The sequence below is a fragment of the Aquisalimonas asiatica genome (assembly GCF_900110585.1).
GTDB classification, from domain to species: Bacteria; Pseudomonadota; Gammaproteobacteria; order Nitrococcales; family Aquisalimonadaceae; genus Aquisalimonas; species Aquisalimonas asiatica.
In genome coordinates, this window is record NZ_FOEG01000004.1 from 372,029 (window position 1) to 397,441 (window position 25,413).

A 25,413-nucleotide genomic window follows, 5' to 3' on the forward strand; every position below is an offset into this window, starting at 1 on the left:
GGCGCAAGCAGCGGTGTTTTTCAAGGGGAGCCTGGCCCCGGGAAGCATCCCGGGGCCAGGTCGGTCGCCTTACGCCCGGGTCAGGCGTTGGCGGCGGGGCGGTGTTCCGCTTCACCGTGGGACGGCAGCGCCGTGGAGGCGAAGTACTCGTCCGCGGTGAACACGTCCACCTCGATGGCGTCCATGGCGGCGTCGTTGGCCTGCTGGAGCTGGCGTGCCTCCGTCTCCGTGATCACGCCCTTCTCCTGCGCCTCGGCGATCACCTCGTAGGCCAGCCCGCGGGACAGTTTCCGCTGCTTCTGGGCCTTCTGGATCTTGCCCATGATCGGCAGTGCCTCCTGGTGCAGCCGGAATGCCTTCAGCAGGCGGCCGGCGCCGGGGGCGCTCTCCGATGCCCGTGCGACGCCGTTGGTAATGCGCCGGTACTGGTCGTTGAGCGCCTGGATGGCGGCGGCCGTAGGGGCGATCAGCTTGTCGCTCGGCCCCTGGGAGAGCGGGTTGATCCGCAGGAAGAAGGCTGCCGGCTTGCGCAGCCACCAGCCCACCACCGGCGCGTCGAAGTTCGCGTGGATGCCTTCGAACGCCTCCTGGATCTTCGCCAGGGCGTGCTCACAGGCGTACTGCACCACCGGCAGGTCCTCGTCCTTCCGGCCTTCGGCTTCGAAGCGGCGCAGCGCGGACAGGGCCAGTACCTGCCATGTAAGCGCGTCGGCGAAGCGGCCGGTGAGGTTGCCCTTGGCCTTGAGCTTGCCGCCGATGAAGTACATGGCCAGATCGGTGAGCAGTGCGAACCGGGACGACGCCCAGGCCAGCCGGCGGTAGTAGGTGGCCGTCGGGCCCGATACCGGGCTGCCGGCACTGAAGCCGCGGGTGAGGCCGCGCACCTTGGTGCGACCCCAGTTGCTGGCAGTGTGTCCGAGCCAGCCCAGCAGCCGCTGCCGGAATGCCGTGGCGTCGCCGTCCTCGATGGCCTTGACCAGCGGCAGCGCGTAGGGATGGCAGCGGGTCGCCCCCTGGCCGAAGATGATCAGGGTCCGGGTCATGATGTTGGCGCCTTCCACGGTAATGCCCACCGGGGCACCGTGGTAGCCGGAGGCGAGGATGTTGTTCGGCCCCTGCATGACGCCGGCGCCGGAGAAGACATCCATGCCGTCGGTGAGCAGGCGCTGCACCATCTCCGTGCTGCTGGACTTCAGCAGCGCCGAGATCACCGGGGGCTGCTCGCCACCGTCGATGGCGGAGCAGGAGTACACCCGCGCCCCCTCGAACATGTAGGCCATGGCGGCGATGCCGGCCACCTTGTCCTGCACGCCTTCCATGTAGCCGATGGGGATGCCGAACTGGTGCCGGACCATGGAGTAGGCGCCGGTCACCGCGGCGGTGGACTTCATGCCACCGATGGCGCCCGCGGGCAGGGAAATGGCGCGGCCGCCGGCGAGCTGCTCCATGAGCATGCGCCAGCCCTGGCCGGCGTACTCGGCACCGCCGATGATCTGGTCCGGGGAGCACACCACGTTTTCGCCGATGATCGGCCCGTTGTAGAAGCCCTCGCCCACCGGCATGTGGTGGTCACCGTTGTGCAGGCCGGGCGTGCCCTTGTGCAGCATCACCACGGTGATGCCGGGGTACTCGCCCTTGCCCAGCAGGTTGTCCGGGTCGTGCATCTGGAACGCCAGGGAGATGAGGTTCGCCACCGGCGCCAGGGTGATGTAGCGCTTGCGGAAGTTCAGGCGGATCTTCACCTCGCCGGCGTCGTCCTTGAAGACCTCGCCCTCAGCCTTGATGGAGGCGGCGTCGGACCCGGCGGTGGGCTCGGTCAGCCCGAAGCACGGCACATACTCGCCACTGGCCAGGCGCGGCAGGTAGTGATCCTTCTGCGCGTCGGTGCCGTAGTGCTTGAGCAGCTCCGCGGCGCCCAGGGAGTTGGGGATCACCACGAAGGTGCCCACCGTGGACGAATAGCTGTTGACCTTGGCCATGACCGAGGAGACCGCGAGGGTGGAGAACCCCTTGCCGCCGTACTCCCGCGGAATGATCATGCCCATGAATCCCTGCTTCTTGATGAAGTCGACGGCGTCGTCGGGCGCGCGACGGGTGCGGGCCACCTCGTAGGTGTCGATCATCTGGCAGAGCTCTTCAGCCGGCCCGTCGAGGAACGCCTGCTCCTCGTCCGAGAGCTGATTGTAGGACTCGGCCATCATGCCCTTGAAATCCGGGTTGCCGGAGAAGAGCTGGCCATCGATCCAGACCGTGCCGGCCTCCAGGGCCTGGCGCTCGGTGTCGGAGATGCGCGGCAGCATGTTCTTGGCGCGCATGACGTTCATCAGTGCAGAAAACATAATCATCCTCCCGGTCACGGCTCGGTGGTCTGACGAGGCGTAACACGACTGCGTTCCCGCGGATCCGCCGCGGGCGAATGCCATGATGTGTCTGTTCCGCAGAGCGGCTGGGGATCACCATCAGGTTAGCTGACGTTTTACCATACTCTCCCGTATGGTCAAGTGTTGGGTGTCGACCGGCAGGCCGGGTCTCGACAGCCGCGATGATTCTTCTATAATCCGGCGCTTCATAGGGAATTGTGACAACGTGATAAGGAGATCCTCATGCGGTTCACTGGTGGAATCGGTGTCGTCGTGGGCGGCGGCCTGGTGCTGGCCGGCGGTGTGGTCGGGCTGCTGCTTGCCCAGACCGGGGCACTGCCACAGGGCGGCGAAACCGACACAGACACCCCCGAAGTACCCAGTCTGACGCCGGGCGACACGGCGGAAGGCGAGCTGACAACCCGCTCCCCCTACAACCCCAACAGCGGCAGCCGTTACCAGCGTTTCCGGGTCGAGATCCCCGCAGGCGACGTGGTGACGTTCGAGCTCAATACCGGTTTCCCGGGCGTACTGGCTCTCTACGATGAGCGCGGAAACCAGATGGTGACCGCGCAGGAGGGGCGTCCCGGCACCGGCTGCTACCGGTGCTCGCGACACGAGCGCAACCCGGTGATGACCTACCGGTCGACAGAAGGCGGCGTTTACGACTTGACCGTCAGCGCGGAGGAGGCCGATGAGTTCGGGCCGGTACGCGTGGAGACGGACACCATGAGCCTGGACAGCGATGACCGTATTGTTCCGGAGGAGGCGTTTCCGGCGTGGTTCGATGGGGACCGCACCCGCCTCGGTTTCGACGTCGACACCGCCGGCTATTATCGGGTGGACCTGGAGGCAGCTCATGACATCGTCGCGTTGGTCGCCAATCCCGGGAGCAGTAACCCGATTGAAAGGCGTGCGGGTGCGGATGGGCGGCTCAGCCTGTACGCCTGGTTCGATGAAGGTGAGCAGGAGCTGGCGCTGAAAGACTACGGCTACCGGCCCCCGGTTCCCGGTATTGTCACCCTGGAGGCGCATGCGGTGGATACGGACGCGCCAGCTCCGGCGGATCGAGAGGCAACGTTGCGTGACGGCGAGACCACCGGTTTTCTGCAGTCCGACGAAAGGGTTGCCTACACCCTGGAGCTTGATGAGGCGAGCGCGGTGGCCATCGTCGTGCAGGCGAGTGAGTTCAGTCCAGAGGTGCAGTTGGAGGGTGAGCAGATTACCCTGTCCGCCGGCCCTGATTGGCGCACAGAGGACGCGATCATCGAAGATGCGTTTCCTGCAGGTGAGTATCAGCTGGAGTTGGCCGCGTCGCAAGGAACCGGCGGGCGGTATACCGTCGATGTCGTCACACGGGCCTACGATGATGATGGCGACGCGGACCTGGAGCCGGGTGTCGCGTTGCAGGGGCGGCGTCATGGGGAGCGGGATTCGGTCCATGCGCTGGTGATCGAAGAAGCCGGTCATTACATCATCGACATGGAGTCGAACGATTTCGACACCTACCTGACCCTCACCGGCGACGACGTCCACATCGAGAATGATGACGGCGGTGAGCAATACAACGCCCGTATTCATGCGCTGCTGGAGCCGGGGGAGTACGAGGTGGTGGCTGGGGCCTTCGGCCAGCGGGAGCGTGGCGCATACACCCTGGAGGCAACAGCGGAAACCCTTGGCGACGTGGATGCCCTCCGTGGCCCAGCCTCACTGGGCGATGGGGAGTCCGTTGCCGCCGTGGTGCCCAGCGGTGAGCGCAACGAGCACACCGTGGTGATCCCGGAATCCGGGGAGTATCGCATCGAGCTGGACGCGGCAGACTTCCATGCCGAGATGTTGCTGTCCGGCGAAGGTGTGGAGGCCTATGCGCCCGAGGGCGTCACAAGCGTTACGCGCACCCCGGTTATGGAGGAATCACTGGAGGCTGGTGAATACCAGCTGCGCGTCTACCCCCTTGTCCGCGAAGAAGGTGGCGCATACCAGCTCGACATCTCGCGATAGCCGCCCGTGTCCAGCCTGCCCGCGCCGGATTACGCCGGCAGCGGGCAGGTGTGGTGTTCGCCGACGCGGCCGCGCAGCAGTGCCGTGAGTTCATGCACACGGGCCGTGGAACCGATCACGGTGACGGCCATCTGCCAGCGTTCATGGGCGGATCGTGTCGACAACCACGTGTCCACGAGCGATGCCAGCACGCCTTCCTGACAACCGGGCAGCGGGGTGGGGTGCGCTACCCGACTGGGGATGCCCGCATCCTCCAGTGCACCGACGCCGGCGATGGCGCCGGCCTCGAACCCCTCCAGCACGAAGCGCGAGGGGCGCAGGCGGACGTCCGGAATTTCGCTTTCCAGGGCGATGAGCGCCAGTGCCACGGGCTCTCCCCGGGCGGCGGCGAACAGCACCGCGGGCAGGCCCGTCTCGTCGCTGACCACCACCTGCTGGCGCTCGCCCGCGGGATCGGGGAGCGGGCTGCCGTGTGGTCCGTCGCTGTCGCAGGGGGCGCCCCGGGTCACGTCCGCCAAGGCCGCCGGTGCCTGGAAGGCGAGCCAGCCTTCCCGAGGCGATGCATCCAGTACCGCCAGGCGGTGTTCCTGTCCCGCCACGGTGAGCCGGAACCAGTGGCCCGGCCTTGCCTGTCCGGCACAGTCGCTGTCCAGCCGTAGCAGACGGCCGCCGCCCGGTAGCGCCGTGTTGGCGAGTATGGCGGTCAAGCGGCCTGATGGACGGTCACGCCGCCCACGAGCGTTCTTGCCACGCGCCCCGTCAGCTCCCAGCCCAGCATCGGCGTGTTGTGTCCGCGGCTGCGCATGGTGTCGGTGGTGAGCCACCAGGGCGCTGCCGGATCGACAATGCAGAGGTCCGCTGGGGCGCCGGGCTGCAGTGTACCGGCCGCGAGCCCCAGGGCGCCCGCCGGGCCGCTGGTCACCCGGGCGATGGCGTCGGGCAGGGGCAGGAGGTTCTCGTCGTGGAGCCGCAGCGTCAGGGCCAGCAGGGTGTCCAGACCCGAGATCCCCGGTTCGGCGGCGACGAAAGGCGCCGCCTTGGCATCCGCGTCGTGGGGCTGATGATCCGAGCACACCGCCTCGATGGTGCCGTCCGCCACGGCCTGGCGCAGGGCGGCGCGATCGCCATCCCCCCGCAACGGCGGCTGGACATTGCACAGGCTGGCAAAGCCGCTGACGTCCATCTCGGTCAGAAACAGCTGATGCATGGCCACATCGGCGCTGACCGGCAAGCCTTCACGCCGTGCCCGGGCAACCATGGCGGCGCCCCTGGCGGAGGACAGCCGGTTGAAGTGCACCCGTGCACCGGTCTCTTCCACCAGGGCCAGGGCAACGGCCAGGGCCGTGGTTTCCGCCGCGACCGGGATGCCGGCGATGCCCAGCCGGGTGGCGACCCAACCCTCGTGCATGGCACTGCCGGAGGTCAGGTCCGGGTCCTGGGGGGTGAGCATGACCGTGATGCCGTAGGTCGCCGCATACTCCAGCGCGCGCCGCAGGACCAGGCGGTTACCGACCGGGCGGCCGCCGTCGCTGACGGCAACGCAGCCTGCACGGGTGAGCGCGGCCATCTGGCTCAGGTGCTCGCCGTCCAGTCCGGCGGTCAGGGCGCCCAGGGGAGCAAGATGGCTGGCCTGCGCCTTCTCGGCCTGTCCCTGGACCAGCTCGAGCACGGCGGTGCTGTCGATCACCGGCTGCGTTGCGGGGGAGGCACAGACGGTGGTGATGCCGCCCGCGGCCGCGGCCCGGAGTTCGTGGACGATATCCGCCTTGTGCTTTGCTCCCGGTTCACGCAGGTGCGCTGCCAGGTCCACCAGGCCGGGAAGGATCAGGCTGCCGCCGGCCTCGATGGTCTCCCGGGGGGCGAAGCCGTCCGGCGCCGTATCCAGCCCGGCGATGCGCCCATCGACGATGTAGAGGTCCGCGACCCGGTCCACGTCCGCCGCCGGGTCGATGATCCGCCCGCCCCGGATCAGCGTGTTGCCGCTCATGCGTCCTCCTCGGCGGGCGTGCCGCGTCCTTCCAGGCACATGGACATGACCGCCATGCGCACGGCGATGCCGTTGGTCACCTGGTTGAGGATGACCGAGCGCTCGCCGTCGGCCACCGCGGACTCGATCTCCACGCCGCGGTTGATGGGGCCGGGGTGCATGACGATAGCGTCCGGCTTTGCCAGCGCCAGGCGCTCCCCGGTAATGCCGTAGAGCTGGTAGTACTCCTGTTCGCTCGGCAGCAGGGCCCCGCGCATGCGCTCGCGCTGCAGGCGCAGGGTGATGACCACGTCCACGTCACGCAGGCCCTCGGTGATGTCGTGGTAGACGTGCACACCCAGGCGCTCCACGTCCCTGGGCAGCAATGTGCGTGGCCCCACCACGCGCACCTCGCCGACGCCGAGACCGTTGAGGGCGTGAATCTGGGAGCGCGCCACCCGGGAGTGGAGGATGTCCCCGACAATGGCCACCCGCAGCGGCTCGAACGCGCCCTTGTGGCGGCGGATGGTGTACATGTCCAGCATGGCCTGGGTGGGATGGGCGTGGCGGCCGTCGCCGGCGTTGATCACGGCCACGTCGTCGCCCACGTGTTCGGCAATGAAATGGGCGGCGCCGCTCTCCGCGTGGCGCACCACGAACATGTCGCACTGCATGGCCTCGAGGTTGCGCAGCATGTCCAGCAGGCTCTCGCCCTTGGAGGTGGCCGACGTGGCCACATCGATGTTGAGCACGTCCGATGACAGCCGCTTGGCCGCCAGCTCGAAGGTGGTGCGGGTCCGGGTGCTGGCTTCGAAGAAGAGGTTGATCACGGTGCGGCCCCGGAGCAGGGGGACGGTCTTGATGGATTTCTCGATCACGCCCGTGAACGAGCCGGCGGTATCCAGGATGCGTTCGAGCAGGTCCCGCGGCAGTCCCTCGGTGGTGAGAAAGTGGCGCAGCCGCCCGTGTTCGTCCAGCTGAATGTCGCGTCGGTTCATGCGGGATCCTGAATGGTGAGTTCCAGGGGGTCGGGTCCATGCAGCTTGACCCGTTGCCCGTCGTTCAGGGTGATGCGCGTGCCCACCACATCGGCGGCCACAGGCAATTCCCGTTCGCCCCGGTCAACCAGCACGGCGAGCAGCACCCGTCGCGGGCGGCCGAAGTCGAAAATCTCGTTCAGGGCGGCCCGGACCGTGCGACCGCTGTAGAGCACGTCATCCACCAGGACGATGTCCCGGTCATCGACGCTGAACGGCAGGTTCGATGGCCGCACCTGCGGGTGCACGCCACGGGTGCCCACGTCGTCCCGGTAGAAGGCGATGTCCAGGGTGCCCAGGGGGGTGTCCGGCGCCAGTTCCCGGTGCAGGGCCTCCGCGATCCAGGCACCGCCGGAGTGGATGCCGATGATGGCGGGGGCGCCCACCCCCCGACGGTTCAGCTCCGTGCGCAGGTCGTCGCTCATCTGCCGTACCAGCGTATCCACGGAGGCAAGTGTCGTCATGGGGATTGGTCCGCCAGCCAGGTTTCGAGAATGATGCAGGCCGCCATGCTATCAACTGCAGGGTCCGGGCCGCGACCGTGGCGGCGCCGTTTGCCGGTCTCGGCCAGCCGTTCCTCGGCGGCGCGCGAGCTCAGCCGCTCGTCCACCAGGTGGACGGTGAGCCCGAACCGCCCCTGCAGCTGCCGCGCGAACCGCTCGGCGCCCTGGGTGACCGCATTGCCGGTGCCGTCCGCGTGCTCCGGGCGGCCCACGACCACGGCGGTGGGCTGCCATTCGCGGATCAGCGCCTCGATGCGCTCCCAGTCGGGGCGGCCTTCCGTCGGGCAGTCGAGCGTCACCAGCGGACGGGCGGCACCGGTGATGGTCTCGCCCACGGCGACACCGATCCGGCGGCGGCCGTAGTCGAAGCCGAGCAGGGTCGCCCCGGTCACGCGTGTCCGGCGTCCGAGGACAGCAGCGTGAGGTCGACCCCGAGCAGTGCGGCGGCCGCCTGCCAGCGCTCGCCGGCACCCCGCGCGAAGATGATCTCCGGGTCGGCCGGGCCGTTGAGCCACGCGTTCTGGGCCAGCTCCTCCTCGAGCTGCCCCGGCTCCCAGCCGGCGTAACCCAGGGCGACCAGATAGCGTTCCGGCCCCTTGCCCTCGGCGATGGCGGCCAGTACGTCCCGTGAGGTGGTGACCGAGACCTGCTCGGAGACCTGCAGGCTGGAGTCCCACTGCTGATCGGGGCTGTGCAGCACGAACCCGCGCTCCCGCTGGACCGGGCCACCCATGTAGACGGTCTTGCCGGCGATCTCCGCGGTCGCCGGCGTGATGTCCAGGTGTTCCAGCAGCTCGCCGAGGGTGACGTCGGTGGGGCGGTTGATGATGATGCCCAGCCCCCCCTCGGTATTGTGCTCGCACATGTACGCCACGGTCTGATGGAAGTTCGGATCTTCCAGCGTGGGCATGGCGATCAGGAAATGATTGGTCAGGGATGCATGCTCGTCCATGGTGTCAGTATCCGTCACCCGGAGGTGCCTTCTCAAGCACAGTCACCTCGCCTCCAGCTCACCGTCACTGACGAACTCCCACGTGCGGGTGATCACGAGCTGATCCTTGCCGTCGAGCACGTCCTCGGGAATGGCGTCGAACGGGCCCGCGAGCTCGACCACGCGCTTGGCGGATTCGTCCAGCAACTGGTGCGGCGAGCGTTCAAGAAGCCGGACCTCCGCCACGCTGCCGTCCGGCTCCAGGGTTACTTCCACGATCATGCGCCCGGACAGGCCCTGTCGCCGCGCTTCGTCCGGGTAGTTGAGGTTGCCCACCTGCTCGATGCGCTCGATCCAGCTCTGCATGTACGCCGCGGCGTCGTGCGCCCGTGTACGCGCGTTGATGCGCTGCTGCGACGGGTAGCGTGCGTTCCAGTCGATGCTGCGGGAGGTGTCGGCGATGTCCCGGGCAACCTGTTCGTCGGCATCCACCAGGTCGCGGTTGGGGGCGTGGTCCGGTTGCGGCTCGTTCTGCTCCGGCTCCGGTACCGCTGCCGTCGCGTCGTCGGTGGTGATCGTGCGGGTGTCGTCGGCGGCCGGATCCGGGCGCTGCGTGGGGGCGGCGGAGACCAGATCGCTCATGTCCCGCGGGTCGGGCAGCAGCGAGCTTGGTTCGGCCGGCCGCATGGCCTCCTCGGCAGTCCCCCCGCCGTCCTGGTCGTCGGGCGCCAGGAAATCGTAGTCGTCCGGCGTTTCGTCCGTGGGTGACTGGGCCAGCGTGATCTCGATCAGAGGTGGCGTGTCACGCTCGCCGACGGGCATGGTGAAGCCGACGCCCAGTAGCACGGCGCCATGCAGGGCCGCCGCCATGAACAGCGTCATGCCGAGGCGGTCGCCGGGGCTGATGCGGGGCTTACTCATGCATGGATCTTCGCGGGTCGCGGGTGTCTCGGTTGAGTCGGCGCAGCAGACTGGCCGCTATCATACCATTGAGGCAGCCGAAGGCGACCGCCGCCGTCATCAGCACCGGCAACAGGGCAGGCAGTGCCGGGTGTGGCACCAGCCACAGCCAGGCCAGCAGGAACTGCCCCGACATGTGCGCCATGCTTGCCAGCAGACTCAGACCCACCGGGCCGATTCCCGGCAGCCAGCGTGCCAGGCCCAGCGCGGCAATGGCGCTGACTGCGCCGGCGAGGCTGAGAACGAAGGTCGGCGACAGGAAGGTGCCCACCAGCAGCCCCCCGGCGAATACCCGCAGGATTGCGACCCAGGCCGCGGCGCGCCAGCCGAACAGCACCAGCACGGTGACGACGACGATGTTGGCCAGCCCCGGGCGGATGCCGGGGATCGGGCTGGGGACCACCGTCTCGGCCACGTGGATGGCCACCGCCAGCGCAGCCAGTGCGGCGATGCGCAGGTCGTCCCGGTCTGGCGTGATATGGCGGTACACGGGACTCCCTGTGATTCGCTGACGGCCGGCGTGCCAGACGTCAGAATGTTTCGCCGTCCAGGCCGTGATCGGCGCGTCCGGTAATCTCGACCACCACCCGATTCGGCAGACAGACCGTGCTTGCGCCTGCCCGGGTCAGCCAGCCGTCACGGACGCACAGCTGCCGGGCGCCCGGGGACTCGGTCACGCGGATACGCCCGTCGGCCACCTGCAACCGGGTCTTGCCCAGGCGGCCGGTTACCGTGTGCTCGCCATCGCGGCGCAGATCCAGGGTTGTGACCACGTCGCCGTCAACCGAGACCCGGGCCGTCCGGCCGGTGTCCCCGGGCTGCCAGAGCAGCGCGTACAGGCCGGCGACGAACAGCACGGCAGCCAGCAGCAGCCCGCCATCGACGCGGGTCATGGCGCCTGAATGACCTCCAGCGCCGCACCGCTGTCGTCCTCCAGTTCCAGGCGCTCCGCCATGGGGGCCGTGGCGGTGATGGTGTTGTCCGCCGCGACCGCAAGAACGTCCCGCAGGCCCAGGTCCCCGGCGACCTGCGGCCACTCCTCGGGGCCGGCCACCAGCAGCGCGGTGGCCGCGGCATCCGCCAGGGCGGGGTCGTCGTGGATGACCGTGACCGACTCCAGGCCCTCGGCCGGTTCGCCGGTGTCCGGGTCGAGAACGTGGTGATACCAGGTGTCGTCGTACTGGAATCCACGCTCATAGCTGCCGGAGGTGAAGACGGCGTCCCCGCCGTCAACGCGCAGGGTGCCCAGCACACCCTGGCCCCCGGGGCTGCGTACGCCGATGGCCCAGTCCCGGTTGCCGGGGCGTCCGACGGTGATCAGATCGCCACCGGCGTTGATGATGCCGGCGCTGATCGCCTCCTCCGCCCTGGCCTCTTCGAGCACGGTCCGCAGCTCCGCCAGGGCAATGCCCTTGGCCACGGCACCGAAATCGAGCTGGAGATCGCGCCGGGCCACCTCCACGCGCCCGTCGGTGTAGCGCAGATCCGCGGCGCTGTGAGGGTCGTCCCGCCAGGCATCAATGGTGGACCGGGCCGGTGGGGCGGTGTCGGGCTCGGTGGCCTCGCCGTGGAAGCCCCAGTCCTCGATCAGCGCCCCGATGCCCGGGTCCATGCGGTAGCCGGTGCGCTCCGCCAGGGACAGGCCGGTCTCCAGCAGGGGCGCGAGGGCGTCCGGTACCGCGGCGTCACCACGTGCCTGCAGCTCGGCATTGAAGCGCGTGAGCTCACTCTCCTCCCAGGCGTGCCACTGTGCGTGACGCCGGGCGAGTGCGTCCTCGATCTCCTCCAGCAGGGCGTCGCCGGTGTCCTGTGGGGAGCCGTAGAGGCTGACCTCAACCACGGTGCCGAAGACCAGCAGGCGTTCGTGCTGAAAGTCCGGCTCCCGATCGCAGGCCGCCAGCAATGCGGCCAGTGTGGCCAGCGAGGCCGCTATGCGCGTGGCCCGGCGGGTATTCATAGGTCGGCGGCGATGCGGTCCAGCAACTGGCCGCCGATGTCGGTGCCGTTGATGGCGTCCAGCTCGCGCACGCAGGTGGGGCTGGTGACGTTGATCTCGGTGAGATAGTCACCGATCACGTCCAGCCCGACGAAGCGCAGACCGCGCTCGACCAGTGTCGGTCCCACCTGCTGGCAGATCCAGCGGTCCCGCTCGGTCAGTGGCACGCTCTCGCCGCGACCGCCCGCGGCCAGGTTGCCGCGAGTTTCACCAGCGGCGGGGATGCGTGCCAGCGCCGCATCCACCGGCTCGCCATCGATCACGAGGATGCGCTTGTCGCCGTCCCGGATCTCGGGCAGATAGCGCTGCGCCATGATGTACTCCCGGCCGTCACCGGTGAGGGTGTCGATGATTACCGAGGTGTTCGGGTCGCCGTGTTCCACCACGAAGATGGAGCGCCCGCCCATGCCGTCCAGCGGCTTCAGGACCGCCTTGCCCTGTTCGGCGATGAACGCCCGGATCCGGTCGCGGCTGCAGTCCACCAGCGTGGGCGCGCAGCACTGGGCGAAATGGGCCGTGAAGAGCTTCTCGTTGGCGTCCCGCAGCCCGGCCGGGTGATTGACCACGCGGGCACCTGCGGCCTGCGCGCGCTCCAGCAGATGGGTGGCGTACGTGAACTGGGCGTCCACCGGCGGGTCCTTGCGCATCAGAATGACGTCCAGATCCCCCAGCCGCACTTCCGAGGGGGCACCCAGGGTGAACCAGTCGGCGTTGTCGTCCCGCACGTCCAGGGGGCGGGCGCGACCCCTCGCCTCGCCGTCGCGGAGGAAGAGGTCGCCCAGCTCGAAGTAATGCAGCGTCCAGCCGCGCCGACGGGCGGCGAGCAGCAGGGCCAGGGACGTGTCCTTCCAGGGTTTGATCTGCTGGATCGGGTCCATGACGACCCCGAGGTGAATGGTCATGGTGCATGACTCCGTGCGGTGGTCGGAAGACCGGACTGACGTTCTCGATCCGGGGTGGCGACGGCGTTCACAGTTCTGCAGCGGAGAGCCTGCTAGCGTGGGCGAACACGATCCGGAACGCCGGTCCGCTCCACTTGCCGGTCTCCATCCTGCTAGCGCGTAACGGGCTCATATGTTACATAGACCCACACGACTAGGGAACGGAAGCCGCTCGGTGCTGTACTGCAGTGCCGGACACAACACGAAAGTCGGGGGAGTTGGTGGATAAGGAAACCAGTCAGAACGGATTCTCGGGCCTGAAGGTCATGGTCATCGACGACAGCAAGACCATCCGCCGTACGGCCGAGACGCTGCTCAAGAAGGAAGGCTGCGAAGTCATCACCGCGAATGACGGCTTCGAAGCCCTGGCCAAGATTGCCGACCTCAAGCCCAGCATCATCTTCGTGGACATCATGATGCCGCGGCTCGACGGTTACCAGACCTGTGCGCTCATCAAGCACAATCAGATGTTCAAGCATACGCCGGTCATCATGTTGTCCAGCAAGGACGGCCTGTTCGACCGTGCGCGGGGGCGGATCGTCGGTTCACAGGAATACCTCACCAAGCCGTTTACGCGCGATGAATTGCTGGGGGCAATCAAGCGCCACCTGACTCAGGCCGCATAGCCGTTTCGGGTGCGGCTCGGGCGATTACGGAGGTGTCCGTCGCGGGCCTCGGCATGGCGCGTGTCCAGCCGGCGATCCAGAGAAAAATGACCACGGATACGGGAGACAGTCCGAATGACCCGGGTACTCATTGTTGATGACTCGCCAACGGAGACGTATGTCCTCCGGGAAATGCTCGAGAAGCATGACTACGAGGTGAGTGTGGCCGAGAACGGCGAGGACGGCATCCGGCAGGCGCACGAATCGGCCCCCGACGTCATTCTCATGGATATCGTGATGCCGGGCGTGAATGGCTTCCAGGCCACCCGGAAGCTCAGCAAGGATCCGGCCACGTCGGCCATTCCCATCGTGATCATCAGCACCAAGGATCAGGACACGGACCGGATCTGGGGAATGCGCCAGGGGGCCCGCGATTACATCAGCAAGCCTGTGACGGAGCAGGAGCTGCTGGAAAAGGTTCAGGCCGCCCTCGGTGGGTGAGGCGTCGACGCCATGACCGGTACCGCCTTCGAACTGCTCACGGACCTGGAGCGCCTCGGGCGCGACCACGCCGCTGACCTGCCCGCGCAGGAAGAGCATAGCGAAGACTGGGTCGGTGTCGGTTTCCGGCTCGGGGGGCAGCGGTTTGCCTCCCCCATGGCGGAGGTTGCCGAGCTGCTGAAGTATCCGGAGCTGGCGCCGGTGCCACGCACGCGCCCCTGGGTTCGCGGCATGGCCAACGTGCGCGGCACGCTGCTTCCGATCATGGATCTCAACGGGTTCATGGGTGAGCACAACTCCAGCCTGACCCGGCTCAGCCGGGTGCTGGTGATTCCGATCGAGAACGCATATACCGGTCTGCTGGTGGACGAGGTGTTCGGCTTGCGGCACTTTCCGCGGGAGGCGCTGGATGGCGTCCCGGAGGACGTGCCCGGGTCCTGCGCGCCGTTCGTCACCGGCAGTGTGACGCACCACGGCGAACGCTGGCTGCTGTTCAGCATGCGTGCGCTCGTGGATGACCCGCAATTTCTGATGGTGGCGAGCTGACCGGGTCGGGTCGGGCTTGCCGGGCGGTACCGTGACGGTGGGCGTGACCGGGTCAACACGCCTGATGCCATGGAGTGCCGGCGGCGGATGACAGAGGCCGTTCACCGGCCCGGGGGCAGAATTTCACTGGAGGGACAGCACACATGAAAGGTGCGCAGAACACCGCGTCGGCGGAGCGTATGGGCAAAGCCGTGACCGTTCTCAGCGGGCTTGTCATCATCGCGATCATTCTCATGGTCGTGAGTTTCGCCTACACCGCCTATCACGCGCGCTACGACGCGGAGTACATCGAGCGGGCGGAAGCCGTTCGCGTGCTGTCGCAGACCGTTGCCAAGAACGCGTCCGAGGCCGCCAACGGGCGGACCGACGCGTTCTTCATGCTTCGGGATGCCCGCGACGAGCTCGCCGAGCACTACGCCGTGCTCACGGACGGCAACCCCGAGACCGGCCTGCCGCCCACGGCGGAGGTCAGTGAAGAGGCCGGCGAGCAGCTGGAGCAGGTCAGCCGGGCGTGGCTGCGCATCGATGGCCACGTGGCAACCATCATGGACCGGCAGGACATGGTCGTGACGGTCAACGAGCTGGCCGACCGCTTCCGCGTCTCGGTGCCCGAGCTGCAGCGGGTGGCGGAGGATGCCGCCACCGACCTCTCCGAGGCGGGTGCGCCGTCGGCCCAGGGGTACTACGTCGGGCAGCTGATGCTGCACAGCGAACGCATCCGTCGGCACACCGGCGACATGCTGCGTGGTGGTGTTGGCAACGAACTGGCTGACCAGCGCCTGGACCAGAGCAAGGACGATCTCCGGCTGGTGCTGGATTCGCTGCTGGGGGATGGTGAATTGCCGGTGCCCGCCGTGACCGACGACCAGGTGCTGGCATCGCTCCAGGACGTCGATGAGCGGTTCGGCACCCTGGAGCAGCAGGTGGACGAGATTCTCGCCGGGGCGTCGGACCTTTACCTCGTCCGGGATGCCGCCTCCGAGATCTTCAGCGATTCGCGCCAGATCGACGCGGCCAGTAACGGTCTGCTGGATGTCTACCGTGATCTTCCCGCTGCAAGGCCGCTGCAGGAGTGGTACGGCTTTGCCTTTGGCGGGCTGGCGCTGGCCCTGCTGGTGGCCCGTGGCTTCATGACCCGCGTTCAGGCGCGGCGGGAACTTGCGGCGTCGGAAGAAGAGAAGCAGCGAGCGGACGAGCAGTCGCGCAAGAACCAGCAGGCCATTCTCGACCTGCTGGACGAGATCCAGGGGCTGTCCGAAGGCGACCTGACGGTGCAGGCGTCGGTGGACGAGGCGTTCACCGGGGCCATCGGCGACGCCTTCAACGACGCCATCGAGGCGCTGCGCAGCCTGGTCACCACCATCAACGACACGTCGGTGCAGGTCTCCTCGGCAGCGCAGCAGACCCAGGCCACGGCCATGCATCTGGCAGAGGCCTCCGATCACCAGGCCCATCAGATCACGGCCGCATCGGCTGCGGTCAACGAGATGGCCGTGTCCATCGATCAGGTATCGAAGAACTCCGAGGAGTCCGCCGACGTGGCGCAACGCTCCGTGGAGCTGGCGACCCGTGGCGGCGAAACCGTCCGCCGGACCATCGACGGCATGGACTCCATCCGCGAGCAGATCCAGGAGACGTCCAAGCGGATCAAGCGCCTGGGCGAGTCGTCCCAGGAGATCGGCAACATCGTCGAGCTCATCAACGACATCGCCGACCAGACCAACATCCTGGCGCTGAACGCCTCCATCCAGGCCGCCATGGCGGGTGAGGCCGGACGTGGCTTCGCCGTGGTCGCCGACGAGGTGCAGCGGCTGGCGGAGCGCTCCGGTAACGCCACCAAGCAGATCGAAGCCCTGGTGAAGACCATCCAGACGGACACCAACGAGGCGGTGATCTCCATGGAACAGTCCACCTCCGGGGTGGTCAGCGGTGCGCATCAGGCGGAGGAGGCCGGCGAGGCGCTGCGGGAGATCGAAACCACCTCCCAGCAACTGGCAGGTCTGATCCAGAACATCTCCGAGGCAGCCGGGCAGCAGGCGCAGGCCGCGGCCAACATCTCCGACACCATGAACGTCATCCAGGAGATCACGTCGCAGACCTCGGCGGGGACCAACGAGACCGCAACATCCATCGGCAATCTCGCGGACCTCGCCAACGAGCTGCGCGAATCCGTTGCCGGGTTCAAGCTTCCTGACAACCGGGGTTGAATGCGGTGAGCATGGCGGCGGCGGACCAACAGCGTGGCGATCTCCTGCAGGCGAGCGGCCTGCCGGAGATGGACGACCGGCAGTTTGCCTGCTGGGCGTCGCTGCTGGAGCGCCGTACCGGAATGACCATGCCGCCGGAGCGCAAGTCGTTTCTCGTTACCAGTGTCGGGCTGCGCATGCGCGAGGTGGGTTTCCAGGACTACGACGCCTACTACCGTCACCTGCAGTCCGGTGTGGCCGGCAATCTGGAGTGGGCGGCGCTGGTGGACCGGCTCACGGTGCACGAGACCCGTTTCTTCCGTGATCCCGCGGCAGTTCAGTATGTAGCGGACACCGCGCTGCCGGAGCGCATCGACCACGGGCAGGACGAGCTCAGTCTCTGGAGTGTCGGGTGCTCCACTGGCGAAGAGGTCTACACCCTTGCCATGAGCGTCGCGGACGGGCTCGCCCGCCACGGCAGCACAGCGCGCTTCGGCGTGACGGGCACGGACATCAGTCTGCAGGCCCTGTCCGTCGGACGGTCGGGGGTGTATCCGGCGCGCCGCCTGCGTGATATTCCGCAGACGGCGCAGGCAGCCTTCTGCGAACCCGTGCCGGGCCAGAATCACTTTCGCATCAAGGCAGGGCTGCGCCGGCGCGTGTGTTTCGCCCAGATGAACGTGCTCAACGTGCATCAGGCGCGCCGCCTGCCCATGGACATCATCTACTGCCAGAACCTGCTGATCTATTTCGACTGGGCGAGACGTCAGGCCATTGTGGATGGGCTGGCGCAGCATCTGCGCCCGGGCGGGTTGTTGATTCTCGGTGCGGGGGAGCTGGTGCGCGGGCACCCCGAGCAGCTGGAACGGGTGACGGACGCGGGTGACGTGCTGGCGTTCCGGCGGCCCACGCAGTGAATCGCGGGTGCGGACAATGAGCAACGAGCACCACAACGACGCGAGCACCCTGGGCTGGGTGCGCAACGAACTGGAGCAGACGCTGCAGCAGGCGGCGCAGGCGTTGGAAGACTACGCCCAGGATCCCGGCGACAGGACCCAGCTGCGTTTCTGCGCCACCTATCTGCACCAGGTGTACGGCACACTGCAGATGCTGGAGCTCTACGGCCTGTCCATGCTCGTTGAAGAGATGGAGCAGGTGCTGGACGGCGTCATTCATGCCGAAGCGGATGAGCCAGGCGAGGCGGAAGAGACGCTCATGCGCGGAATCCTCTCCGTCTCCGGCTACCTCGACCGAATCCAGCAGGGGGAGCGGGACAGTGGCATCCTGGTGCTGCCGTTACTCAACGATTTGCGTGCAGCACGCGGGGAATCCCTGCTCACCGAGAACATGGTGTTCAGCCCGGATCTGCAGGACGATGACCAGTCGCCGGGTGACGATGCCCAGGTGCAGGCGTCCATTCGCGAGCTTGCACGGGAGCACCGCCACGACTATCAACGCGCCTTGCTGGCCTACCTCCGTGGTCAGGCGGTCCAGCCGAGCCTGGACCGGATGCAGGACATCCTTGATCGCCTTGACGCAGCCTCCGGCGACGGGGCCAGTGGCAGCCTGTGGTGGATCGCTGCCGGCGTTGTCGACGGGCTGCGTCACGGGGGGCTTGAAGCAACGCCAGCGGTCAAGAGCCTCCTGGGCCAGGTGGATCGCCACCTCAAGGCGGTGATCGCCGGAGGCGACGTGGCCGCCGATCCGCCCCGGGAGCTGCTGAAGAACCTGCTCTACTACGTGAGCCAGTCGGGGGAAGGTACGGAGCGGCTGGAGCAGATCCAGCGCCGGTTTGCACTGGCCGACTCGCTTCCTGACGATCAGGGCCGGGGGAAACACGCCGACACCGGCGGTTACCGCCCCGGTTCGGACATCCTGAAGAGCGTGGCCGATGCCCTGCGCGAGGACGTGACCAGCGTCAAGGACGCCCTGGATCTCTACGTGCGCGGTGAACAGCAGGACGCTCAGCGGCTCGCCGGCATGGACGAAGCCCTGCAGCGGGTGGCCGATACCCTTGGAATGCTTGGCCTGGGCGGGGCGCGCCGGACCGTCCGCGAGCAGCTCCCGTTCGTACGGCGGCTTGCCGAAGGCCAGCCCGCGGATGAGCCCGAACTCATGGAGTTCGCCCGGGCGCTGCTGTACGTGGAGTCCGCGCTGGATGGGCTGGCTGCCGCCGGTGACGGCACCGAGACCGATGACCCCGGTGAGGGCGACGATGCCGGTGTCGTGCAGGGCAACGACCTGTTCGATATCGAGTATCGCGCCGTCTACCACACCGCCATCCGTGAGGCGGTTGCCGACATCGGTGTCATCAAGGAGGCCCTGGTTTCGCTGATGGAAGAGCGCGGCGAGGTCTCGCTCGAGAGCATGGAGCCGGTGCTGCGCCGTCTTCAGGGTGCGCTTGAGATGCTGGGGCTGAAGCGCGCGGGCGGGCTGCTGGATGCCGCCGGGCGCTGCATCCGTGACGAGGTCATTGCCGCGGGGCAGCTGCCGTCCGAGGAGCGGCTCGACGCGCTCGCAGACGCCATCACGAGTCTCGAGTACTACCTTGAAGCGGTTCTGGAGAATCGGTCCGGGCGGGACAGCATCCTGGATGTCGCCGAGAACAGCGTACGCGTACTCGGTTACGGAATCGCCGCGGATGCGCCGCAGGGCGATGATACCGAAGGCGATGCCGACGCGGCTCCGGACGACGCACCGGATGACGCACCGGAGGCCGTCGACGACCGGTCGGAGGAGGTGGGATCCCCCGCTTCTGTCGATGCCGCCGCCGAGCCTCCGCGGCCGGCATCAGCGCCCCGGGGCGTCGACTTTGATATTGCGGTTGCTGCGGATGAACTTGACGACGAGATCCTGGAGATCTTCCTCGAGGAAGTGGACGAGTGCCTCGAGACCATTCGCGAGGCGTACCCGCGCTGGCGTCAGAACCCCGACGATACCGAGCCGCTCACCACCGTGCGCCGCATGTTCCATACCCTGAAGGGGAGTGGCCGGCTGGCCGGGGCGCTGCTGCTGGGTGAGCTGGCATGGTCCGTGGAACGGCTGCTCAACCGTGTGATCGACGGCTTCGTGGCACCCGGTGAGGACGTCTTCGCCGTGCTCGACGACGCCATTGCGTCCATACCGCTGTTGGTCGACGAACTCCAGGGCGGGCAGCCCACCCGGAACGATGTGCGGGAGCTCATGCGTCGCGCCGTGGCGCTGGCCGACGGGGCGGCGGAACCGCCTCCTGTTGCGGACGCCGCGGCCGGCCCCGACACTGCCGAAGCCGAAGCCGAAGCCGAAGCCGAAGCCGAAGCCGAAGCCGAAGCCGAAGCCGAAGCCGAAGCCGAAGCTGAGCCTGAGCCTGAGCCTGAGCCTGAGCCCGAGCCTGAGCCCGAGCCCGAGCCCGAGCCCGAGCCCGAGCCCGAGCCCGAGCCCGAGCCCGAGCCGGCGATGGATGCGGCGCTGTACGATATCTTCCGCAACGAGACAGCGGATCATCTGAACGTGGTGCGCGGCTTCCTGTCCGCGTGTCGGGAGACCGGGGACGGCACGGTCACCGATGATCTCCTGCGCGCCCTGCACACCCTGAGCGGCAGCGCGCGCATGGCGGACGTCAGCTCCGTGGCCACACTGGCGCGTGACATGGAGCTCCACGCCGCCATGCGTCACGACGAGAATCGCCCCCTTGATGACCACGACTGCGACTTGTTGCAGCGTGGCGCAGAGCTGCTGGACGAACTCGTCGTCGCGCTCGGCCGCAGTGCGCCGCTCCCGGACACCGCGCCGCTGCGGGATGAGCTTGCCGCCCTGGCGGTGGTGCCCGTCCAGCCGGACGACGATGCCGGGGTGCCGGATCCCGCCGCGCCGTCGGAAGCCGCCGCGGCGACGGATTTTGCGGCGGACTACGACGATGACGAAGTCGATCAGGACCTGGTCGACCTGTTCCTGGAAGAGGCCGACGACATACTCGGCTTCCTGGACGAGGCGCTGGCGCGCTGGGAAGAGGACCCGGAGCACGAGCGCTCCCTGGCCGAACTGCAGCGCTCCCTTCACACCCTGAAGGGTGGTGCCCGCCTCGCCCGTTTCGACCGGATCGCGACGCTGTGCCACGCCGTGGAAAGCCTGGTGAACGGGTTGGCGCACGGCCAGCTCGCGGCGGACGACGAATTCTTCACTGTCTTACGGCATGCCTGCGACCGTCTGGCCGGCATGGTGGCTGCCGCCCGTGCGCACGGTGACAGTGGTGACGCCGCGGAGGCGATCGCGCGCATCGAAGCATTGCAGGCCAGTGCCGGTGTGGCGCAGAGCGATGCCATCGCCGCCGAGGAAGGCGCGGATCGCGAACTCATCGACGTCTTCCTGGAAGAGGCTGCCGAGATTCTGCAGACCATCGAGGCGTCCCAGCAGGCCTGGATGGATGCGCCGGACGACATGGAGCGGCTGCGGGATCTGGAACGGGCGCTGCACACCCTCAAGGGTGGTGCCCGGATGGCGGGCTACCGGCCTGTCGCCAACCTGAGCCACGCCATGGAGACACTGCTGGTGCAGGTCCGGGATGGCGCCGTGCCCGCGGATAATGCCTTGTTCGAGCTGCTGGAACGCAGCCATGACCGCCTCTACCGTCTGCGCGAGCAAGCCGAACGGGGCGTGCCCCTGGAAGACGCGGACGACCTGCTCACCGAGATCGCGGCCCTGCAGGCGCGCGAACCGGCAGAGCCGCAGCCGCCCGCGCCGACCGACGACGCCCATGACCGGGTCGAACCCCCGGCCGTCCAGCGGGATGAGGACACTCCCGCCACAGGGGGTGATCAGGTGCGCGTGCGCGCGGAGCTGCTCGACCAGCTGGTCAGCCATGCCGGCGAGGTCAGCATCTACCGGGCGCGACTCGACCAGCAGATCGGCGCCGTGCGCTACAACCTGGGCGAGCTGGGACAGACGGTGCACCGGCTGCGCGATCAGCTGCGTACCCTGGACATGGAAACCGAGGCACAGATTCTCTACCGGTACGACCGCGAGGACGGGGGGCCACTGGCGCGCACCGCGGAGGAGGGCAAGGCGGATGACGACGCCTTCGACCCCCTGGAACTGGATCGGTATACCCGCATGCAGGAGCTCTCGCGGAGCCTGGGCGAGTCGGTGAACGACCTGGCCAGCATCGAGTCCCTGCTGGACCATCTGGCACGCGAGTCCGAGACCCTGCTGCTGCAGCAGTCGCGGGTCAATACCGAGCTGCAGGACGGGCTCATGCGAACCCGCATGGTGCCGTTCTCCAGCCTGGTGCCGAGGTTGCGCCGGATCGTGCGTCAGACCGCGGCCGAACTCGGCCGCAAGGCGCAGATCCGGGTCCAGGGCGCCCAGGGCGAGATGGACCGTACCGTGCTGGATCGCGTGGTGGCTCCGCTGGAGCACATGTTGCGCAACGCCGTCGCCCACGGCATTGAAACGCCGGAGCGGCGACTGGCCGCGGGCAAGTCCGAAGTGGGTCAGATCACGCTCAGCCTGGATCGCGAGGGCGCCGACGTGGTGCTCCGGGTCGCTGACGATGGCTCGGGCATGGACCTGGACGCCATCCGTCGCAAGGCGCTGGAGCGCGGCCTGCTGCACGACGAAGCGGAGCTGACGGATCGGGAAACCATGCGGTTCGTCATGGAGCAGGGCTTCAGCACCGCGGCCGAGGTGACGCAGGTTGCCGGGCGCGGTGTCGGCATGGACGTGGTCAACGCGGAGATCAAGCAGCTCGGCGGTGCCCTGGACATCGACTCCGAGCCGGGCGCGGGCACACGCTTCACCGTGCGTCTGCCCTTCACTCTGGCCATGAATCAGGCGCTGCTGTGTACGGCCGGAGAGCAGGTCTACGCCATTCCCCTGACCAGCATCGACGGTGTTGTCCGCGTCACCCGGGACCAGATGGAGACCTACCTGGCCCAGGGCGGTGATGCCGTCTATCACTACGCGGGGCAGGACTACCAGGTGACCGCCCTGGCCCATCTGCTGGGCGACGGTGAGCCCAACCTCGCCGGCCACCCCGGCCGCATTCCCGTGGTACTGCTGCAGAGCGGCGATCACCGCCTGGCCATGCAGGTGGACGGCCTGATCGGCTCACGGGAGATCGTGGTGAAGTCCGTGGGGCCACAGATCAGCACCGTCCCCGGTATTCACGGTGCCACCATTCTGGCGGACGGCCGTGTCGTGCTCATTCTCGAGATGGGGGCCCTGATGCGCCAGGGCACGGCGCCGGAGGCGGAGCAGGCGGAGGCCGAACCGGCTGACGCCGATACCGCCGTGGAGACGCCCGCCGACGCCGAACCGCTGGTGATGGTTGTGGACGATTCCATTACCATGCGCAAGGTTGCGGCCCGCCTGCTCGAGCGTCACCGTATGCAGGTGGTGACCGCCAGTGACGGTGTCGATGCCGTGTCCAAGCTCCAGGACGTCGTGCCCGACGCCATGGTGCTGGACATCGAGATGCCGCGCATGGACGGCTACGAGCTTGCGACCCACATGCGCAACGACGCGCGCCTGAGCGGGGTGCCCATCGTCATGGTGACATCGCGCACGGGCGACAAGCACCGGCAACGCGCCCTGGAGATCGGCGTGGATCGTTATCTGGGCAAGCCCTACCAGGAATCCGAGTTGCTGGGGAATCTGGGCGAGGTACTGACGCAGGACCATGGCGGCGACTGACACTTCATCACAGCCGGGGCGTGCTCCGGTTCAGGTCGGGCTGATCGGCACCGCCAGTTCCGCCCGCGCGACGCTGTGCGAGGGCCTGGTTCAGCACGGGCTGGCGGTGATGGCCCAGAGCGACCTGGTCAGCGTGGCCACGGAGCCGTTGCAGGGGGATGTGCAGGTTCTCCTGGTGGATCTGAACGGCGCCAGTGATGCGGACCTCGACGCCCTGGACCAGCTCATGGAGCGGGACGACCTGCCTCCGGTGCTGTTCAATGAAGACGCTCCCGAGCAGCATCAGGCGGTCTGGATGCGGCGGCTCGCCGGCAAGCTCAGGGCCATGGCCGGGGCCGTGTCGGATGGTGAGGCCGCGCCCGCGGGGCCGCCGGTTTGGGTTCTCGGTTCCTCGTTCGGTGGGCCTGAGGCCGTGAAACGGTTTCTCGAGACGGTCACCCACGTGCCGGAGGCCGTGTTCATCCTTGTCCAGCATATCGGTGACGGCTTCGTCGACCTGCTGGCGGCGCAGCTCAATCGCTCCACCCCGTTCCGCGTCGAGTCCCTGGCCAACGGCATCGTGCTGCGGCCGGGCCGTGTGTACGTCATGCCCGTTGACCACGTCCTGCACCTGACAGACGCCGACGAGGCCAGACTGGTGCCGGAGGTGGGCGCCGACCACAGTTACAGCCCCAATATCGATGCCGTCCTGACGGCCGTGGCCCGGACCTACGGGCCACGCTCGGGGGCGATCATTTTCAGTGGCATGGGCGATGACGGCGCCGCCGGTGTGCGCGCCATCGCCGCATCGGGCGGCGAGGTCTGGGCCCAGGATGCGGGCAGTTGCGCGATCAGCAACATGCCCGACTGTGCGGCGGCCACGGGCGTGGTGACCCGGCGCGGCAACCCCGAGGAACTGGCCGGCGCCCTGGTGCAGTATCTGCGCTCCGAGGACGCGCCGCCCAACGCCGTATGACCGGGGGCGCGGAGCGCAGTGCCCGCGCCGAAACGAAAAGGATGTGTTCATGCCCGAATCCGATGGCGCGATCCGCAGTCTGTTGCTGCCCCTGGACGATGCCTACCTGCTGCTGCCCGGCACGGTCGTGGCGGAGGTCGTGGGGTACACCACTCCGCAGCCGCCGGCCCTGGACGGGGCGCCGGAATGGCTGCTCGGCACCGTGGCCTGGCGCGGACAGCAGGTGCCCTGCGTTGCCTTCGAGGCGCTGAACGGCCAGACGCTAGGTGCCCCGGGGACGCGGGCGCGAACGGTTGTGCTCAAGGCGCTCGGTTCGCGGTCCGGCATGCCCTACATCGCCCTGCGGACACGGGGTATTCCGCGGCTGATCAACGTCGAGCGGGACGGCATCGAGCCTCTGGATGAACCGGACGCCCTCGGTCCGGCGGTGCGGGAAGCGGTGCTTGCCCATGGCGAGCCTGCGCTGATTCCCGACATGGACTACCTGGAGACCCAGACCCACCGGTTGCTCGGCGACTGACATGCGCGTGCCCAGAATTCACGTCGCCGAGACGCTGGAAGAGGGCCGGGAGCTTCTCCTCGAAGGGGCGGCCGCCAACCACCTGAGAGTGCTGCGCGTGCGCAGCGGGCATCCGCTGGTGGTCTTTGACGGCCACGGGGTCAGCCACGACGCCGAGCTGTGCACCATGGAACGGCGCCGGGCCACGGTGCTGCTCGGTGCGCGCCGGGATGAGCCGGCCGAGTCGCCGCTGCCGACCGTCCTGATCCAGGGGGTGAGCAAGGGCGACCGCATGGACTGGGCGATCCAGAAGGCGGTGGAGCTGGGGGTCACGCAGATCGTGCCGGTCCTCACCGCCCGCAGCGTTGCCAACACCGATACGGACCGGCTGCGCAAGAAGGACGCGCACTGGCACGGGGTCATGGTGAGCGCCTGCGAACAGTGCGGCCGCAGCGTTCTGCCGCGACTGGAACCCGTGCAGCGGCTCATGGATTGCTGGGAGACCCTGCCCGGCGGTATGCGGCTGGTGCTGCATCCGGACAACGGTCAGCGCCTCGGTGAGCTTACTGCCCCGGGCAGCGAAGGCTGCAGCCTGCTCGTGGGGCCTGAAGGGGGCTTGAACGAACAGGAGCTGACCGCCGCCCGCGGGCAGGGGTTTGCGCCGGTGCGTCTCGGGCCGCGCGTTCTGCGGACCGAGACGGCGGGCGTGGCAATGCTGGCCGCCCTGCAGGCGCTCTGGGGTGATCTGGCCTGAGGG

The 25,413-nt window shown here is 68.0% G+C and carries 22 protein-coding genes; 10 read left to right on the forward strand and 12 right to left on the reverse strand.

Going from position 1 to position 25,413, the window contains the following annotated elements:
• Nucleotides 1-80: 80 nt before the first annotated feature.
• Entirely contained in the window at nucleotides 81-2,339 is a 2,259-nt protein-coding gene (locus BMZ02_RS11680) for an acyl-CoA dehydrogenase (RefSeq protein WP_091643883.1), read from the reverse strand.
• A 264-nt stretch (nucleotides 2,340-2,603) separates the two neighbouring features.
• Here BMZ02_RS11680 and BMZ02_RS11685 point away from each other — a divergent pair, with 264 nt between their 5' ends.
• On the forward strand, nucleotides 2,604-4,361 hold the full coding sequence (locus BMZ02_RS11685) for a hypothetical protein (protein ID WP_091643886.1): 1,758 nt from the start codon (nucleotides 2,604-2,606) through the stop codon (nucleotides 4,359-4,361).
• 29 nt (nucleotides 4,362-4,390) lie between these two features.
• On the opposite strand, the gene BMZ02_RS11690 is transcribed toward BMZ02_RS11685, so the two are convergent.
• Genes BMZ02_RS11690 through gshB form a run of 11 tightly spaced genes read right to left on the reverse strand, consistent with a single transcriptional unit; the run spans nucleotide 4,391 to nucleotide 12,656 of the window.
• Complete coding sequence (locus tag BMZ02_RS11690) at nucleotides 4,391-5,068, reverse strand: ferredoxin reductase domain-containing protein (protein ID WP_091643888.1); 678 nt, start codon at nucleotides 5,066-5,068, stop codon at nucleotides 4,391-4,393.
• On the reverse strand, nucleotides 5,065-6,348 hold the full coding sequence (locus BMZ02_RS11695) for a dihydroorotase (protein ID WP_091643891.1): 1,284 nt from the start codon (nucleotides 6,346-6,348) through the stop codon (nucleotides 5,065-5,067). Before BMZ02_RS11695 ends, BMZ02_RS11690 begins: the two co-directional genes overlap by 4 nt.
• The gene (locus BMZ02_RS11700) at nucleotides 6,345-7,325 is read right to left on the reverse strand and encodes an aspartate carbamoyltransferase catalytic subunit (RefSeq protein ID WP_091643894.1); all 981 of its coding nucleotides are present in this window, start codon (nucleotides 7,323-7,325) and stop codon (nucleotides 6,345-6,347) included. The genes BMZ02_RS11695 and BMZ02_RS11700 overlap by 4 nt, the downstream gene beginning before the upstream one ends.
• Nucleotides 7,322-7,828 carry a bifunctional pyr operon transcriptional regulator/uracil phosphoribosyltransferase PyrR gene (gene pyrR / locus BMZ02_RS11705; RefSeq protein ID WP_091643896.1) on the reverse strand — a complete coding sequence of 169 codons (507 nt, stop codon included), beginning with the start codon at nucleotides 7,826-7,828 and terminating at the stop codon, nucleotides 7,322-7,324. The genes BMZ02_RS11700 and pyrR overlap by 4 nt, the downstream gene beginning before the upstream one ends.
• On the reverse strand, nucleotides 7,825-8,259 hold the full coding sequence (gene ruvX / locus BMZ02_RS11710) for a Holliday junction resolvase RuvX (RefSeq protein ID WP_091643899.1): 435 nt from the start codon (nucleotides 8,257-8,259) through the stop codon (nucleotides 7,825-7,827). Before ruvX ends, pyrR begins: the two co-directional genes overlap by 4 nt.
• Nucleotides 8,256-8,819: a YqgE/AlgH family protein gene (locus tag BMZ02_RS11715; RefSeq protein WP_091643901.1), complete on the reverse strand. Its 564-nt coding sequence runs from the start codon at nucleotides 8,817-8,819 to the stop codon at nucleotides 8,256-8,258. Before BMZ02_RS11715 ends, ruvX begins: the two co-directional genes overlap by 4 nt.
• 42 nt (nucleotides 8,820-8,861) lie before the next feature.
• A complete protein-coding gene (locus tag BMZ02_RS11720) occupies nucleotides 8,862-9,719 on the reverse strand; it encodes an energy transducer TonB (RefSeq protein WP_091643904.1) in 858 nt (285 codons plus the stop codon).
• Nucleotides 9,712-10,248 carry a Gx transporter family protein gene (locus BMZ02_RS11725; RefSeq protein WP_091643906.1) on the reverse strand — a complete coding sequence of 179 codons (537 nt, stop codon included), beginning with the start codon at nucleotides 10,246-10,248 and terminating at the stop codon, nucleotides 9,712-9,714. Before BMZ02_RS11725 ends, BMZ02_RS11720 begins: the two co-directional genes overlap by 8 nt.
• 40 nt (nucleotides 10,249-10,288) lie before the next feature.
• A complete protein-coding gene (locus BMZ02_RS11730) occupies nucleotides 10,289-10,651 on the reverse strand; it encodes a NusG domain II-containing protein (protein ID WP_091643908.1) in 363 nt (120 codons plus the stop codon).
• A complete protein-coding gene (locus tag BMZ02_RS11735) occupies nucleotides 10,648-11,715 on the reverse strand; it encodes an FAD:protein FMN transferase (protein WP_091643911.1) in 1,068 nt (355 codons plus the stop codon). Before BMZ02_RS11735 ends, BMZ02_RS11730 begins: the two co-directional genes overlap by 4 nt.
• Nucleotides 11,712-12,656 carry a glutathione synthase gene (gene gshB / locus BMZ02_RS11740; RefSeq protein WP_091643914.1) on the reverse strand — a complete coding sequence of 315 codons (945 nt, stop codon included), beginning with the start codon at nucleotides 12,654-12,656 and terminating at the stop codon, nucleotides 11,712-11,714. Before gshB ends, BMZ02_RS11735 begins: the two co-directional genes overlap by 4 nt.
• Before the next feature lie 305 nt (nucleotides 12,657-12,961).
• Here gshB and BMZ02_RS11745 point away from each other — a divergent pair, with 305 nt between their 5' ends.
• The 9 genes from BMZ02_RS11745 to BMZ02_RS11785 all read left to right on the forward strand — a co-directional run bounded on the left by BMZ02_RS11745 (nucleotide 12,962) and on the right by BMZ02_RS11785 (nucleotide 25,410).
• Nucleotides 12,962-13,321, forward strand: a complete 360-nt coding sequence (locus BMZ02_RS11745) for a response regulator (protein ID WP_091644100.1) — start codon at nucleotides 12,962-12,964, stop codon at nucleotides 13,319-13,321.
• A gap of 114 nt (nucleotides 13,322-13,435) precedes the next feature.
• Complete coding sequence (locus BMZ02_RS11750) at nucleotides 13,436-13,801, forward strand: response regulator (RefSeq protein ID WP_091643917.1); 366 nt, start codon at nucleotides 13,436-13,438, stop codon at nucleotides 13,799-13,801.
• Nucleotides 13,802-13,813: 12 nt separating this feature from the next.
• Nucleotides 13,814-14,347, forward strand: a complete 534-nt coding sequence (locus BMZ02_RS11755) for a chemotaxis protein CheW (protein WP_091643921.1) — start codon at nucleotides 13,814-13,816, stop codon at nucleotides 14,345-14,347.
• A gap of 143 nt (nucleotides 14,348-14,490) precedes the next feature.
• Nucleotides 14,491-16,554, forward strand: coding sequence for a methyl-accepting chemotaxis protein (locus tag BMZ02_RS11760; RefSeq protein WP_245754018.1), 2,064 nt, complete (start codon nucleotides 14,491-14,493; stop codon nucleotides 16,552-16,554).
• Nucleotides 16,555-16,565: 11 nt separating this feature from the next.
• Nucleotides 16,566-17,450, forward strand: a complete 885-nt coding sequence (locus tag BMZ02_RS11765) for a CheR family methyltransferase (RefSeq protein ID WP_091643923.1) — start codon at nucleotides 16,566-16,568, stop codon at nucleotides 17,448-17,450.
• A 16-nt stretch (nucleotides 17,451-17,466) separates the two neighbouring features.
• Nucleotides 17,467-23,202, forward strand: a complete 5,736-nt coding sequence (locus tag BMZ02_RS11770) for a hybrid sensor histidine kinase/response regulator (RefSeq protein WP_091643926.1) — start codon at nucleotides 17,467-17,469, stop codon at nucleotides 23,200-23,202.
• The gene (locus tag BMZ02_RS11775) at nucleotides 23,189-24,157 is read left to right on the forward strand and encodes a chemotaxis protein CheB (RefSeq protein WP_091643929.1); all 969 of its coding nucleotides are present in this window, start codon (nucleotides 23,189-23,191) and stop codon (nucleotides 24,155-24,157) included. The genes BMZ02_RS11770 and BMZ02_RS11775 overlap by 14 nt, the downstream gene beginning before the upstream one ends.
• 49 nt (nucleotides 24,158-24,206) lie before the next feature.
• Nucleotides 24,207-24,677 (forward strand): chemotaxis protein CheW, encoded by a 471-nt coding sequence (locus BMZ02_RS11780; protein WP_091643932.1) that lies wholly within the window; start codon nucleotides 24,207-24,209, stop codon nucleotides 24,675-24,677.
• Between the two features lies 1 nt (nucleotide 24,678).
• Nucleotides 24,679-25,410, forward strand: a complete 732-nt coding sequence (locus BMZ02_RS11785; RefSeq protein ID WP_091643935.1) for a 16S rRNA (uracil(1498)-N(3))-methyltransferase — start codon at nucleotides 24,679-24,681, stop codon at nucleotides 25,408-25,410.
• Nucleotides 25,411-25,413 lie beyond the last annotated feature (3 nt).

What these genes read in the sequence shown, in the direction of transcription:
- BMZ02_RS11780 (WP_091643932.1), top strand. Translation starts at nt 24,207, where the DNA reads ATGCCCGAATCCGATGGCGCGATCCGCAGTCTGTTGCTGCCCCTGGAC.
- pyrR (WP_091643896.1), bottom strand. Translation starts at nt 7,828, where the DNA reads ATGACGACACTTGCCTCCGTGGATACGCTGGTACGGCAGATGAGCGAC.
- BMZ02_RS11765 (WP_091643923.1), top strand. Translation starts at nt 16,566, where the DNA reads ATGGCGGCGGCGGACCAACAGCGTGGCGATCTCCTGCAGGCGAGCGGC.
- BMZ02_RS11745 (WP_091644100.1), top strand. Translation starts at nt 12,962, where the DNA reads ATGGTCATCGACGACAGCAAGACCATCCGCCGTACGGCCGAGACGCTG.
- BMZ02_RS11785 (WP_091643935.1), top strand. Translation starts at nt 24,679, where the DNA reads ATGCGCGTGCCCAGAATTCACGTCGCCGAGACGCTGGAAGAGGGCCGG.
- BMZ02_RS11685 (WP_091643886.1), top strand. Translation starts at nt 2,604, where the DNA reads ATGCGGTTCACTGGTGGAATCGGTGTCGTCGTGGGCGGCGGCCTGGTG.
- BMZ02_RS11775 (WP_091643929.1), top strand. Translation starts at nt 23,189, where the DNA reads ATGGCGGCGACTGACACTTCATCACAGCCGGGGCGTGCTCCGGTTCAG.
- BMZ02_RS11760 (WP_245754018.1), top strand. Translation starts at nt 14,491, where the DNA reads ATGAAAGGTGCGCAGAACACCGCGTCGGCGGAGCGTATGGGCAAAGCC.
- BMZ02_RS11700 (WP_091643894.1), bottom strand. Translation starts at nt 7,325, where the DNA reads ATGAACCGACGCGACATTCAGCTGGACGAACACGGGCGGCTGCGCCAC.
- BMZ02_RS11770 (WP_091643926.1), top strand. Translation starts at nt 17,467, where the DNA reads ATGAGCAACGAGCACCACAACGACGCGAGCACCCTGGGCTGGGTGCGC.
- BMZ02_RS11735 (WP_091643911.1), bottom strand. Translation starts at nt 11,715, where the DNA reads ATGAATACCCGCCGGGCCACGCGCATAGCGGCCTCGCTGGCCACACTG.
- BMZ02_RS11720 (WP_091643904.1), bottom strand. Translation starts at nt 9,719, where the DNA reads ATGAGTAAGCCCCGCATCAGCCCCGGCGACCGCCTCGGCATGACGCTG.
- BMZ02_RS11695 (WP_091643891.1), bottom strand. Translation starts at nt 6,348, where the DNA reads ATGAGCGGCAACACGCTGATCCGGGGCGGGCGGATCATCGACCCGGCG.
- BMZ02_RS11730 (WP_091643908.1), bottom strand. Translation starts at nt 10,651, where the DNA reads ATGACCCGCGTCGATGGCGGGCTGCTGCTGGCTGCCGTGCTGTTCGTC.
- gshB (WP_091643914.1), bottom strand. Translation starts at nt 12,656, where the DNA reads ATGACCATTCACCTCGGGGTCGTCATGGACCCGATCCAGCAGATCAAA.
- BMZ02_RS11750 (WP_091643917.1), top strand. Translation starts at nt 13,436, where the DNA reads ATGACCCGGGTACTCATTGTTGATGACTCGCCAACGGAGACGTATGTC.
- BMZ02_RS11755 (WP_091643921.1), top strand. Translation starts at nt 13,814, where the DNA reads ATGACCGGTACCGCCTTCGAACTGCTCACGGACCTGGAGCGCCTCGGG.
- BMZ02_RS11680 (WP_091643883.1), bottom strand. Translation starts at nt 2,339, where the DNA reads ATGTTTTCTGCACTGATGAACGTCATGCGCGCCAAGAACATGCTGCCG.
- BMZ02_RS11715 (WP_091643901.1), bottom strand. Translation starts at nt 8,819, where the DNA reads ATGGACGAGCATGCATCCCTGACCAATCATTTCCTGATCGCCATGCCC.